The 12,822-nt window shown below is 36.2% G+C and carries 11 protein-coding genes; 7 read left to right on the forward strand and 4 right to left on the reverse strand.

Annotation, left to right across the window (positions count from 1 at the left end; genetic code table 11):
• A partial coding sequence (gene truA, locus ABY905_RS08040; RefSeq protein WP_372642356.1) for a tRNA pseudouridine(38-40) synthase TruA occupies window positions 1-742 on the reverse strand: 742 nt, incomplete at its 3' end.
• A 568-nt stretch (window positions 743-1,310) separates the two neighbouring features.
• Between truA and ABY905_RS08045 the strand changes: the two genes are divergently transcribed.
• The 4 genes from ABY905_RS08045 (at window position 1,311) to ABY905_RS08060 (ending at window position 5,381) form a co-directional block, all read left to right on the forward strand.
• Window positions 1,311-1,979, forward strand: coding sequence for a TatD family hydrolase (locus ABY905_RS08045; protein WP_372642358.1), 669 nt, complete (start codon window positions 1,311-1,313; stop codon window positions 1,977-1,979).
• A 38-nt stretch (window positions 1,980-2,017) separates the two neighbouring features.
• Complete coding sequence (locus ABY905_RS08050; protein WP_372642360.1) at window positions 2,018-2,740, forward strand: ThiF family adenylyltransferase; 723 nt, start codon at window positions 2,018-2,020, stop codon at window positions 2,738-2,740.
• Between the two features lie 165 nt (window positions 2,741-2,905).
• The gene (locus tag ABY905_RS08055) at window positions 2,906-3,415 is read left to right on the forward strand and encodes a methylated-DNA--[protein]-cysteine S-methyltransferase (protein ID WP_372642362.1); all 510 of its coding nucleotides are present in this window, start codon (window positions 2,906-2,908) and stop codon (window positions 3,413-3,415) included.
• A 175-nt stretch (window positions 3,416-3,590) separates the two neighbouring features.
• Entirely contained in the window at window positions 3,591-5,381 is a 1,791-nt protein-coding gene (locus tag ABY905_RS08060; protein WP_372642364.1) for a hypothetical protein, read from the forward strand.
• A 72-nt stretch (window positions 5,382-5,453) separates the two neighbouring features.
• Here ABY905_RS08060 and ABY905_RS08065 read toward each other — a convergent pair whose 3' ends face one another.
• From ABY905_RS08065 to ABY905_RS08075, 3 genes are all read right to left on the reverse strand, one after another.
• A complete protein-coding gene (locus tag ABY905_RS08065) occupies window positions 5,454-6,767 on the reverse strand; it encodes a citrate (Si)-synthase (RefSeq protein ID WP_372642366.1) in 1,314 nt (437 codons plus the stop codon).
• Window positions 6,768-6,854: 87 nt separating this feature from the next.
• Window positions 6,855-9,122: an aconitate hydratase gene (locus ABY905_RS08070; RefSeq protein WP_372642368.1), complete on the reverse strand. Its 2,268-nt coding sequence runs from the start codon at window positions 9,120-9,122 to the stop codon at window positions 6,855-6,857.
• A 546-nt stretch (window positions 9,123-9,668) separates the two neighbouring features.
• Window positions 9,669-10,169, reverse strand: coding sequence for a metallophosphoesterase (locus ABY905_RS08075; RefSeq protein WP_372642370.1), 501 nt, complete (start codon window positions 10,167-10,169; stop codon window positions 9,669-9,671).
• Between the two features lie 296 nt (window positions 10,170-10,465).
• Here ABY905_RS08075 and ABY905_RS08080 point away from each other — a divergent pair, with 296 nt between their 5' ends.
• From ABY905_RS08080 to ABY905_RS08090, 3 genes are all read left to right on the forward strand, one after another.
• Window positions 10,466-12,040: a peptide chain release factor 3 gene (locus ABY905_RS08080; protein ID WP_372642372.1), complete on the forward strand. Its 1,575-nt coding sequence runs from the start codon at window positions 10,466-10,468 to the stop codon at window positions 12,038-12,040.
• A 63-nt stretch (window positions 12,041-12,103) separates the two neighbouring features.
• Window positions 12,104-12,478: a thioesterase family protein gene (locus tag ABY905_RS08085; protein ID WP_372642374.1), complete on the forward strand. Its 375-nt coding sequence runs from the start codon at window positions 12,104-12,106 to the stop codon at window positions 12,476-12,478.
• Between the two features lie 109 nt (window positions 12,479-12,587).
• A partial coding sequence (locus ABY905_RS08090) for a DUF4251 domain-containing protein (protein ID WP_372642376.1) occupies window positions 12,588-12,822 on the forward strand: 235 nt, incomplete at its 3' end.

Below are 12,822 nucleotides of genomic sequence, written 5' to 3' on the forward strand. Positions count from 1 at the left end.
CTTGGGGATATTCTATAGTACAAAGGAATAGCCCATGACCGGGAACTGAGGATCCAGCATTGCATCTGTTCATACTTTCAATTACCCGGCGGAAACCTGCCATATCCATTTTTCCACGACCAACTTCAACCAAGGTTCCAACAATAGCTCTAACCATATTTCTTAGGAAACGATCAGCACAAACCGTAAAAACTAACTCATCGCCTCTATCTTGCCATTCTGCCTTATAGATTTTACAGATATTAGTTTTTGTATCGGTATGTAATTTGCTAAAACTGGTAAAGTCCTCATATTCGAAAAGAAGCTTAGCGGCCTCATTCATCTTATCTACATCAAGCTGATGCATCATCTGCCAATGAGATTCTGAGCGGAAAGGATTCTTGTGCTTAGTAATAAAATACTGGTAAGTTCTCGATAAGGCATCGAAACGAGTATGTGCCTCAGGCGTAACTGGGAACATCGATTTCACGGCAATATCATACGGAAGAAAACGATTCAATCGAAACACCAGCTTTTCAGCTTCAACATCTCTCGCTTCAGAAATATTAAAATGAGCCACAAAATCACTGGCATGAACACCGGTATCTGTTCTACCACAACCTACAACATTTATTTTTTGGTTAAGAATCGTGCTTAAAGCTTTATTCAAAACTTCCTGAACGGTGATCGCGTTTGGCTGTATTTGCCAACCATGATAATTGGTTCCTTTATAACTAAGTTGTATAAAATATCTCTGAGTCAAAACTGATGTGTGTTTATGATTAGCCAGTAGTATGGCACAAAAATAGCAATTCCGATGAGATTCCCGAAATCAAACTTGAATAGATATAAAAATGACGTTTCCATAAACATAAGTCACATTTGGACATAAAAAATCGCACTAGCTAATGGATTTATAAACTCCTATAAAACAGGATTTGAGTGCCCATCTGGTCAAGTTTCCCCTGTGTCCGAAAACAACCCGAAGGTTGGGGCCTGCTTTTGCAAACGTGTAGCTTTCTCGGTAACTTGTAAGTGTTGAGTTTAACAATCGATAACTAGCGCGATTATGCTTTTATCTTATATGTAAAGAACGTTCGTTTATATTTGTAAAGTAAATGATTTTTTTCTGTGTTTACAAGGGATACAGAAGAAATTTATCTATTTCTAGTAAAGCTTTTATGAGTCAACTTAAAATCTTACCTTTATTAAATGTGTAGTAATAAAATGAAGATCATAGGAATAAACCTAAGACCATCCTCCCAATATAAATCCCTAATAAAAAGATACAATTTCCATTATTTTTATATTTTTGCAGCTAATAATAGAAAATGCAAAAACCTCCTTATATAGATATACACACGCACCATTCAAATCGCAAGGAGAGTGTCATATCTATAGTCAATTATTTTCCAGAGCAAATCAAACTTGAAGACCTTTCTAGCAAAATAGTTTCGGTGGGCCTGCATCCTTGGCATCTTAATAAAGACTGTGAAGACGAAAATATTGATCTTATTAGAACAATTGCATCAATTAATAAGGTATTAGCAATTGGAGAAATAGGTTTAGATAGAAACATAGCTATCCCTTTAGGTATTCAAAAGGCCTATTTCACAAAACAGGTTGCAATAGCTGAAAAATTCAACAAACCCATCATTATCCACTGTGTAAGATGTTTTCCTGAACTGATTTCAATCAAAAAGAAAATTAAAGCTTCTACCCCTTGGTTGATTCACGGTTTTAGAAACAATATTCAGATTGCACAAAATCTACTAAAACAGGATTGTTATATCTCTTTTGGGGAAGCCTTGTTATTTGATAAGAAGATTCAAAATGTATTCGTAGAAATACCAATAAATCAAATCTTCCTGGAAACGGATGAGAGCAAACACTCAATTATTGACATATATAATAAAGCAGCTCAATTAAAGGGCTTGCAATTAGACGATTTTAAAATGAAGCTTTTTGAAAATTACAAATCTGTATTCCAGACCAAGTAAAAGTTTGAAAGTTTAAGTATAATTTTTTTTGAATATAGATGAATACAGAATGGTTGAGCAGGACAGAACTGCTCCTCGGAGAAGAAAGATTGGAGCAGGTGAAAGATGCTCATATATTGGTCGTTGGACTTGGTGGCGTTGGAGCCTATGCAGCAGAACTACTTTGTCGTGCAGGAATTGGTCGAATGACCATCGTTGATGGTGATAATATTGAAGCATCGAATATCAATAGACAAATGCCAGCCACAACACAAACTTTAGGTAAAGATAAAGCAGTTGTAATGGCAGATAGGTTATTGGAAATTAATCCCGATATAAAACTTAGAGTCATTAATGAATTCTTGCAAGAGGAACGTATGATAGAAATCTTGGAAGAAACCCATTACGATTATGTCGTTGATGCCATTGATACCCTTACTCCAAAAATATTTTTAATCTATCATAGTCTCAAAAACAACTACAAAGTTGTGAGCTCGATGGGTGCTGGTGGCAAAATGGATCCAAGCCAAATTCAAATCAAAGATATTTCTAAATCCTACAATTGCAGGTTGGCGAGAATGCTTCGAAAAAAGCTTCATCAAATCGGTGTTTTTAAAGGTGTTCAAGTCGTTTTCTCACCTGAAGATGTAGATAAGAAGGCGGTTATTTTGGCCGAAAGTCAAAATAAAAGATCAAATGTGGGCACGATTTCTTATATGCCTCCAATTTTTGGCTGTTATATTGCATCTGTCGTACTCCGAGAACTAAGCGGTAAAAACTAATTCGCATCCTTTATAAATATATGAAGCCCAGTCAATCAAAAGACAGGGCTTTATTTACGTGTTAAAAAAAAAACGTTTAAAAATTGCTAGAAGTAAAATGAGTTCATCTCAATTTTATTATCTTCGAAATATCAATAAACAATACAAAATCTAACCCGATCTAATATGCAAGTTTATTATGATATTCTCTCATCTCCAATAGGATATTTACTTCTTATTGCCCAAGAATTTGCCTTAAAAAAAATCGCATTTCAACCTAAAGATAAAGCTCATAAGATCCATCCTGAATGGATCCAAGGATCTGAATTGCTTGAACATACTAAAAATGAATTAAAAGCCTACTTTAACGGCCAGCTTAAAAATTTCACGGTAAACGTTAACCCCAATGGCACACCTTTCCAAAAACAAATTTGGAAAGAAGTCATAGCTATTCCTTACGGGAAAGTTTGTTCATACCAGGATGTAGCCAATAAGATTGACCACCCAACAGCATGCAGAGCAGTGGGAAGAGCTAATTCTCAAAACCCCATCCCCATTATTATTCCCTGCCACAGAGTGATAGGAAAAAGTGGTAAGCTAACTGGTTATGCAGGTGGTTTAGATAGAAAACAAAACCTATTAAAACTAGAAGGAATTGAAACAGAGACGAGTCCAAATCAATACAAACTTTTTTAATTAACAATGGCAACCTTCTTATTCACACATTAATAAAAACTCCTGAATAAGACTTCGCTTTATCATTATTTTATTTGATAAACTGGCTAAAAACAATAACTTGCGGGCTGTTTAATGCAAAACAAAAATATTTACTTGTTATATTGCATAACGCATATCAAAAAAACAAAAATAAATGACCAATAAAACTGCACACACATTCCACATTCCTGTTATGGGAACGGGATACACTGTGAACACACCATTACAAGTAGCTCAGTATGGTATTTCATCAGTTGTTTCCATTGTGGATGATATTCTTCTTGAGAATTTGCGTGAATTTTATAGCAAACAATTGAGTTTGCCTTTCCAGCCTATATCTAGTAAAACAATGGATTGTAGAGCAGAAAGAATTACCGCATATCTTAACCTTATGGATAAAATGGTTAAGGACAAATTCGAAGAAGTTAAAGAATCAATTGTTGAGAAGGGTAAGGAATTTGAAAAATATATGGATCTTCTTCCTGATGTTTCTACTCTAAAAAAAGAAATTCAAGACAAGGTAAACAATAACCATTACCTTAAGGATATTAAGACTTGGTTAAATGAAAACCTACCACTTGGGAATATTGATGTAAACATCATGACTAAGGTTGATAAGGACAACTACTTTGAGGGCGAACAATTACCATCGGAATATAACGATGCTCATGCTGCATTAAGAGGTTTTGCAAACAGTACACTTGAGTCTTCATTAGTATTATCTGCTGGAATGAATCCTCGCTTATACGGCTACCTGGAACAATTCAACGATTTTTATCCAAATGAAGATGGCTATATCAAAAAGAAAGTGGTTCTTAAGGTAAGCGATTACCGATCAGCACTCATTCAAGGAAAATTCCTGGCTAAAAAAGGCATTTGGGTTTCAGAATACAGAATTGAATCAGGGCTTAACTGTGGTGGTCATGCTTTTGCTACCGATGGTTCGTTAATGGGACCTATTCTTGAAGAATTTAAAAACAACAAATCAGAATTAAGCGCAGACACAAGTGAGCTACTATACTCTGCACTCCAAGCAAAAAAACGTCCTGTTCCAGAAGGGAAATTAGAGCTTACGATTACCGCTCAAGGTGGTGTTGGCACATCAGAGGAACATGAATTTTTAATGGATTATTATGGTATTAGCTCTGTGGGTTGGGGAACTCCTTTCCTATTGGTACCTGAAGTTTGTGATGTTGATAAAACAACTCTAAAAACACTTTCTGAAGCTAAAGAAGAGGAATTATACCTAAGTCATTCATCACCTTTAGGTGTTCGTTTCAATAATTTGAAAGGAAATACACGTGATGAGGGAAAAATGGAAATGATCAAGGCTGGCAAACCAGGTAGTGTTTGTACAAAGCGTCTCTTAGTTTCCAACAAAGAATATACGGACAAAGCAATCTGTACAGCATCAAGACAATATCAAAATCTGAAGATCAAGGATCTTAAATCACAAAATTTAAGTGAAGAGGCATACGAGGTTGAAATTGAGAAGATGAGTCAAAAAACTTGTCTTTGTAAAGGCTTATCTGCTGCATCCTATCTAGTAAATAATTTGGATACTACGGCTGATGGTCCTGGTGTTTCAATTTGTCCAGGTCCAAACATGGCTTACTTTTCGGAGACTGCTACATTCAAACAAATGGTCGACCATATTTATGGTCGTTTCAACTTGATTAAACGTACCGATCGTCCTAATATGTTTGTCAAGGAGTTACATATTTATATCGACTACCTAAAGGAACAAATCGCTGACCTAAAGAATCCTGATAAGAAGAGTATTCGTAACCTTGAAAAGTTCAAAAATAACCTTCTGGGAGGAATCGAATATTACCGTTCTTTATCAGATAAAGTAAAAGGCCAGTTTGATCAATTTAAAGATCAAATACACAAAGATATGACTAAGTTAGAAATGGAGCTTAAAGAAATTAATATACTATCCTAACTAACTCTATATTATAAAAATCCCCTTTAAACATTAGTTTAAAGGGGATTTTCTTTGCTTCATATTGAAGTACTATTTTTTCTTAATGCCAACCATCTCCTCGAGCATATCAGTTGTCACTGATTTTGGTCTTTCAAGCGGATAACCTAAAGCTCTGTCCCAAATAATATTGGCACAAATACCAATAGATCGCCCAATACCAAATAGAACGGTATAGAAATCGTAATCTTTTACGCCATAGTGCCACTGAATAACACCCGATTGTGCATCGACATTAGGCCATGGATTCTTAGCTTTACCATGCTCTTGAAGAATTGGTGGAACAACTTTATAAAGTAAATCAGCATATTTAAAGATTGGATCATCTGGTAGATGTTTCTTACTAAATTCACGCTGTAACATATAACGAGGATCGGTTTTACGTAATACAGCGTGACCAAAACCTGGAATCACCTGTCCCGAATTCAATGTATCCCAAACAAACTGCTTCATTTCGTCTTCAGTCGGAATCTTATTATCCATCTTATCCATCACGTCCTGCAACCAACGCAAAACTTCCTGATTGGCTAAACCGTGCAATGGTCCAGCTAAACCATTAATCATAGCAGAAATAGAAAGATAAATATCAGATAACGAACTTGCTACTAAGTGACCTGTATGTGCACTTACATTACCACTCTCATGATCAGAATGAATAATAAAATGCAGACGTGATACATCATCGTATGGCTTATCAATACCCATCATGTGCGCAAAATCAGCACCCATATCCAAATTCGGATCAGATTGAATTCGATCACCTTTTCGATACAACTTATTGTAAATATATGCAGCTATTTCAGGTAATTTTGCCAATAAATTCAAAGCATCTTCGTAGGTTGCTTCCCAATAGTCTTCCTTTTTAAGCCCTGTCTTATATTGACGATTAAAAGCAGATTCGCGATTTAAAGTTAGAATGGCTGTTGAAAAAATGGCCATTGGATGACTTGATGAAGGGAAAGAATCAATCACATCGTAAACATAACGAGGCACGATACGACGCTTATTAAATTGTTCGACCACCTGCATCACCTCATCTTCATTTGGAAAGTCACCAGTTAAAAGCAAATAAAACAAACCTTCAACAAATGGCATTTCGGCTCCCTTAGCCTTAGGTAGATTTTTAATCACTTCGTCAAGCGTATAACCACGGTAACGAATACCCTCTTCTGGATCGAGGTAAGAAATATCAGTAACAAGGGATTTAATCCCCCTCATACCACCTATTATTTGTGATACGGTAACACTATCAACCTGAACATCACCATATTCCTTTAAAAGTCGTTCTGTTCTTGGTCTGTGCTCATCAATTTTCTTTGATAATTTTAATTTTAAAGTCTCTCTCATATGGCTAGGTATAGTTAGAATATTATTGTTTAAATTGATTTTGTGTTATCTAGTATTTAGTTAGTCTTTCGTCTATGAGTACTCAATTTACGAATTGCTTTGTTTACGAATGAGATTTAAAGCACTTCCAGCCTTAAACCATCCTATTTGTGCTTCATTATATGTATGGCAAGCTTCAATTTCATCTTGACTACCATCTTCGTGCTTCAATACAAGAGTCAAATTTTTCCCTGGTTTGAAGTCTTTCAATCCCAATACATCAATTTCATCTTTCTCTTGAACTTTATCGTAATCCGCTTTATTGGCGAATGTTAAACCGAGAACACCTTGCTTCTTTAAGTTCGTTTCATGAATTCGAGCGAAAGAGCGAACTAAAACAACCTTTACACCCAAATGACGTGGTTCCATAGCAGCATGCTCACGAGAAGAACCTTCTCCATAATTTTCATCTCCAACAACAAAACTGGATAATCCTTTTGCTTTGATTGCACGAGCTGTTGCGGGAACCTCCTCATATTTTTCAGAAATGGGATTGAAAATAGAATTGCTTTCCTCATTAAAATAATTGATGGCACCAATCAGCATATTGTTAGAAATATTATCGAGGTGACCACGGAAGCGCAACCAAGGTCCAGCCATTGAAATATGGTCTGTCGTACATTTTCCCTTAGCTTTAATTAAAAGCTTAAGTCCAGTATAATCTTCACCATCCCAAGCTTTAAATGGAGCTAATAACTGTAAACGTTCCGACATCTTATTAACCACAATATTCACAGCACTCCCATCAGCTTGAGGTGCCAGATAACCTGCATCCTTCACATCAAAACCATGTGGTGGTAATTCGTAACCTTGTGGTTCATCCAATCGCACTTCTACACCATCTTCGTTGATTAGCGTATCCGTCATTGGATTAAAGGTTAAATCTCCGGCAATAGCCATGGCTGTTACCAATTCTGGCGAAGCTACAAAGCCGTGTGTATTAGGATTACCATCGTTACGCTTGGCAAAATTTCTATTAAATGAGGTTATAATTGAATTCTTACGTGTTGGATCATCAGAATGACGTTTCCACTGTCCGATACATGGTCCACAAGCATTCGACATGATGACACCACCAATATTCTCAAATTCGTTCAGAATACCATCTCTTTCAGTTGTATATCGAACCATCTCAGATCCTGGCGTTACAATAAACTCAGATTTTGCTTTCAGGTTTTTATTTTTAGCCTGCTTGGCTAATGAAGCTGCTCTTGATAAATCTTCGTATGACGAATTGGTACATGAACCAATAAGTCCAACTTCCAATTTTTGTGGGTAACCGTTCTTCTTAACAGCATCAGCAAATTCAGACAGTGGGTGTGCTAAATCTGGTGTAAATGGGCCATTAATAAATGGCTCTAATTCTGAAAGATTAATATCGATAAGTTCATCATAATATTTCTCAGGGTTTAAAGTCACCTCTTCATCAGCACGCAAGTGTGGCATTATATCATCAGCCAAGTCTGCAATTTTTTCACGACCAGTATGACGTAAATAAGTACTCATATTCTTATCGTAAGAGAAGATTGAAGTTGTCGCTCCAATTTCAGCACCCATATTACAAATTGTAGCCTTTCCAGTACAAGATAAAGCATCAGCACCATCTCCAAAATATTCTACTATAGCGCCAGTGCCGCCTTTTACAGTTAGAATACCTGCTACTTTCAGGATAACATCCTTAGATGAAGCCCAACCGCTTAACTTTCCTGTAAGCTTCACTCCAATTAGTTTAGGCATTTTAAGCTCCCAAGCCATTCCTGCCATCACATCAACAGCATCAGCACCTCCAACACCAATAGCAACCATTCCCAGTCCACCTGCATTTACTGTATGAGAATCAGTTCCAATCATCATTCCACCGGGGAAAGCATAGTTCTCTAAAACTACCTGATGAATGATACCAGCACCTGGTTTCCAAAAACCAATACCATATTTATCAGAAACCGATTGTAAGAAATTATAGACTTCGTTATTTTGCAAGAGAGCCTCTTTTAAATCTTCATCAGCACCAACAGAAGCCTGAATCAAGTGATCGCAATGCACCGTTGAGGGAACTGCTACTTTTGATTTACCCGCATTCATAAACTGAAGCAGTGCCATTTGTGCCGTAGCATCCTGCATGGCAACACGATCTGGAGCAAAGTTGACGTAGGCCTCTCCTCTCTTATATTCTTGTAGAGAATTATCATCGAACAAATGAGAATATAGAATCTTCTCACTTAGGGTAAGAGGTCTGGCTAAACTCTTCCTGGCAGCCTCAATTCGGGCTGGCATATTTTTGTAGACTGATTTAATCAATTCGAGGTCAAAAAGCATGTTCTAAAATTTTGGTTTGATATTGATAATATAAAAAGAGTCATTCTCCTTTTGGGGTTATTTTTTTCGAGTCCCTAAAGTAATAAAAAAACCCGTAATTCAGACATGTAGATCTTCTTTTATTTAGTTCTTATCTGTTGCTTTTACCCACTTTCCACACAAATCATCCTCCTAAAGCATTTAGATATCTAAATATACTAAAAGCAGGCAAACAATTCAATTCTAAGTGATATAATTAGGGACCAATTAATTGTGGCATAGCTAGTCTACATAAATTAGCTATTATGATTTATGGCTTGCATATATAGGATTGCCTAGAAATCTTTGAATTGAGAAGATCAAAAAAATCCTTAAAAAGTAAATATTGAAGAGAAAAATAATTGATGAAGAGATAGTGAAATTATTCTCTAATTAGGGTAATTGGAGGCGAATCTCTTTAAATAGACGAGAATTATCAAACACAAACAATTCAAATAATAAAAAAAGCTCATCAGAATCGATCTGACGAGCTTTAAAATATAATAAATGATTGGTATATAAAGCAAATTACTTGCCTTTCGCACCGAACTCAACAACTTCCATATCTTTTATTTGCTTGCCATCTATGGTGAAACGAATTAATGTTTGGACCTGATGAAAGCCTTGCATTCCTGCTGCACCTGGATTGATATGCAATAAATTCAATTCCTTATCAAACATGACCTTAAGAATATGAGAGTGACCTGAAATAAAAAGCTGAGGAGGGTTTCGTTTAATTTCATCACGTACATTAATATCATATCGTTTAGGATAGCCACCAATATGGGTCATCCAGACATCAACCTCTTCGCATTTGAATCGTTGATGCAGCGGATGCACCTGACGAACATCTTGCCCATCTGCATTGCCATAAACAGCTTTTAAAGGTGCATATCCAGCTAATCGGTCAGCTGTTTCAATATTTCCAATATCACCTGCATGCCAAACTTCATCGCATCCTTCCAAATGTTTGAACAAACTTTCATCGAGATGAGTGTGGGTATCAGAAAGTAACGCAATCCTCTTCATGTTTTTCTTTATTTTAAGCTTAATGACTTTTTATGAAAGCTAAAAATAGATGAAATTATGCTTATTTTTCACATGTACAGCAATAATATCAGAACATCTGGCAGATTTATCTGGAAAGTCCACACAATTGAGTATTTTCATCAAATGGCGAGTCAAAAATCCACTAAAAATGCTTAGTTTTGCATGCTTTTTTATATAGAGTAATAAACACTTTGATGTTTTGCAATTTGTGATTCTTAAGTCACACCATTGCATTTCGAATCTAAGTTTCAAGTAGAAAGAAAATACAATCAGCTATGGCTTTTATAGACGAAATAAAGAGAAGACGAACCTTTGGTATCATTTCTCATCCCGATGCAGGTAAAACAACGTTAACTGAAAAACTTTTGTTATTTGGTGGTGCAATTCACGTGGCAGGTGCGGTAAAATCGAACAAAATTAAGAAGACTGCAACTTCCGACTTTATGGAAATTGAACGTCAGAGAGGAATCTCTGTAGCAACTTCGGTAATGGGATTCGATTACAAGGGACATAAGATTAATATTCTTGATACACCTGGTCACCAGGATTTCGCAGAGGATACTTTCCGCACTTTAACTGCTTGCGATTCGGTTATTATTGTAATTGACGTGGCTAAGGGTGTTGAGGCACAAACCCGAAAATTAATGAAGGTGTGTCGTATGAGAAAAACGCCTGTGATCGTTTTCATCAACAAAATGGACCGTTCGGGTAAGGATGCTTTCGATTTGCTTGATGAGATTGAAGAAGAATTACAATTGAATGTAAATCCTTTGAGTTGGCCTATTAATATGGGACCTGATTTTAAAGGGGTTTACAATATCTACCATAAGAACTTAAGTCTATTTACTCCGGCAACACAAACTGTTCAGGAAACTATTGAATTCAGCGACATTTCAAGTCCTGAGTTGGAAGATCACATTGGCGATGATGCCGAAATACTTCGTGAGGAATTAGATTTAGTATCAGGCGTGTACCCTGAATTTAATGTTGATGATTATTTAAATGCTGAAATTGCACCTGTTTTCTTCGGTTCTGCCTTAAACAACTTTGGTGTACAGGAGTTACTTGATGTCTTTATCAAAATTGCTCCTTCTCCACTGCCTTGCCAAACTGTTGAAAGAATGATTCAACCAACAGAAGAAAAATTCTCTGGTTTCGTATTTAAGATTCACGCGAATATGGATCCGAACCACCGCGATAGAATTGCATTCGTAAAAATTGTATCAGGTACTTTTAAAAGAAATACCCCTTACCTACACGTTCGTAATGGTAAAAAGGTAAAATTCTCGAGTCCTACAGCCTTTATGGCTGAGAAAAAGTCCATTGTTGAAGAGGCTTTCCCAGGTGATATTATCGGTTTACATGATACGGGTAACTTTAAAATAGGTGATACTTTAACCGAAGGCGAAAAGATCAACTTCAAAGGGATTCCATCATTTTCTCCAGAGCTATTTAAGTATATCGAGAATGCTGATCCAATGAAATCGAAGCAGCTTGCAAAAGGTATTGATCAGTTAATGGATGAAGGTGTGGCGCAGCTTTTCACCTCTCAATTCAACGGTCGTAAGGTTATTGGTACGGTTGGTGCACTTCAGTTCGAAGTAATCGAATACCGTCTACTTCACGAATATACCGCATCTTGTCGTTGGGAACATATCAACCTTCACAAAGCTTGTTGGATTAAATCCAATGACGATGAAGAATTGAAAGAGTTTAAGAAAGCGAAATATCAATACATTGCAAAAGACAAGCATGGTAGAGATGTTTTCTTAGCTGATTCGGGTTATATGTTGCAAATGGCACAAGCAAATTATAAGAATTTGGAATTCCATTTCACTTCTGAGTTTTAAAAAACAAGGATAAAGGAAATTAAGGTTAAAGGGAGCAAGTATAAAGGTTAAAATAATTATAATATGTCTTTAGATAAAGGATTAAGCTTCACCCAGGAAATTACTGTTGAAGCAAGCAATACCGCTATAGCACATGGATCGGGTAAACTTCCTGTTTTTGCAACACCAGCAATGGTTGCATTTATGGAAAACACAGCTGTAAAGTGCATAGAAAATGATTTAGATAAAGGTCTTGATACTGTTGGTATTCAGATAGACACTAAGCATATTAAAGCCACAAAAGTTGGTGAGAAAGTGACTTGCACAGCGAAATTAACAGAAGTTGATGGCAAAAAATTGACTTTTGAGATTGAAGCTGCTGACGAGGATGGGCCAATTGGTTCATCGCTTCACAAACGCTATGTTATAGATCCAATAAAATTTATGGCGAGAGCCTAAATAGAGCTTTCATTGATATAAAAATGGCCCATTCGGATAAAATCTGGATGGGCTTTTTTGTGGCATGTTTTTTTGCTAACTTGAAGAGTATAAATCAACACGTATAGCTATGAGATCCAAGATTATAATACTGGTTAGTTCACTCCTAATTCTATTTATCTTCTCAAATACTTCTGCTCAAAATAAAGAGGCTAGAAAAGAAAAAAGACAAAAAGCATATATCGAATGCTTGCAACTTATTGAAAGTGGTGAATTCAAATTTGAGGCTGAAAAGGCCTATCCTCAAGGTGGATCATCTATTGATTTAACCACAAACTATGGTTTTATTAAAATTTCTGAAAATA

Source organism: Ancylomarina sp., assembly GCF_041555295.1.
Taxonomy (GTDB): Bacteria; Bacteroidota; Bacteroidia; order Bacteroidales; family Marinifilaceae; genus Ancylomarina.

Bases quoted from the DNA above. Each gene is read 5' to 3' on its own strand.
- ABY905_RS08045 (WP_372642358.1), top strand. From the start codon at position 1,311: ATGCAAAAACCTCCTTATATAGATATACACACGCACCATTCAAATCGC.
- ABY905_RS08050 (WP_372642360.1), top strand. From the start codon at position 2,018: ATGAATACAGAATGGTTGAGCAGGACAGAACTGCTCCTCGGAGAAGAA.
- ABY905_RS08055 (WP_372642362.1), top strand. From the start codon at position 2,906: ATGCAAGTTTATTATGATATTCTCTCATCTCCAATAGGATATTTACTT.
- ABY905_RS08060 (WP_372642364.1), top strand. From the start codon at position 3,591: ATGACCAATAAAACTGCACACACATTCCACATTCCTGTTATGGGAACG.
- ABY905_RS08065 (WP_372642366.1), bottom strand. From the start codon at position 6,767: ATGAGAGAGACTTTAAAATTAAAATTATCAAAGAAAATTGATGAGCAC.
- ABY905_RS08070 (WP_372642368.1), bottom strand. From the start codon at position 9,122: ATGCTTTTTGACCTCGAATTGATTAAATCAGTCTACAAAAATATGCCA.
- ABY905_RS08075 (WP_372642370.1), bottom strand. From the start codon at position 10,169: ATGAAGAGGATTGCGTTACTTTCTGATACCCACACTCATCTCGATGAA.
- ABY905_RS08080 (WP_372642372.1), top strand. From the start codon at position 10,466: ATGGCTTTTATAGACGAAATAAAGAGAAGACGAACCTTTGGTATCATT.
- ABY905_RS08085 (WP_372642374.1), top strand. From the start codon at position 12,104: ATGTCTTTAGATAAAGGATTAAGCTTCACCCAGGAAATTACTGTTGAA.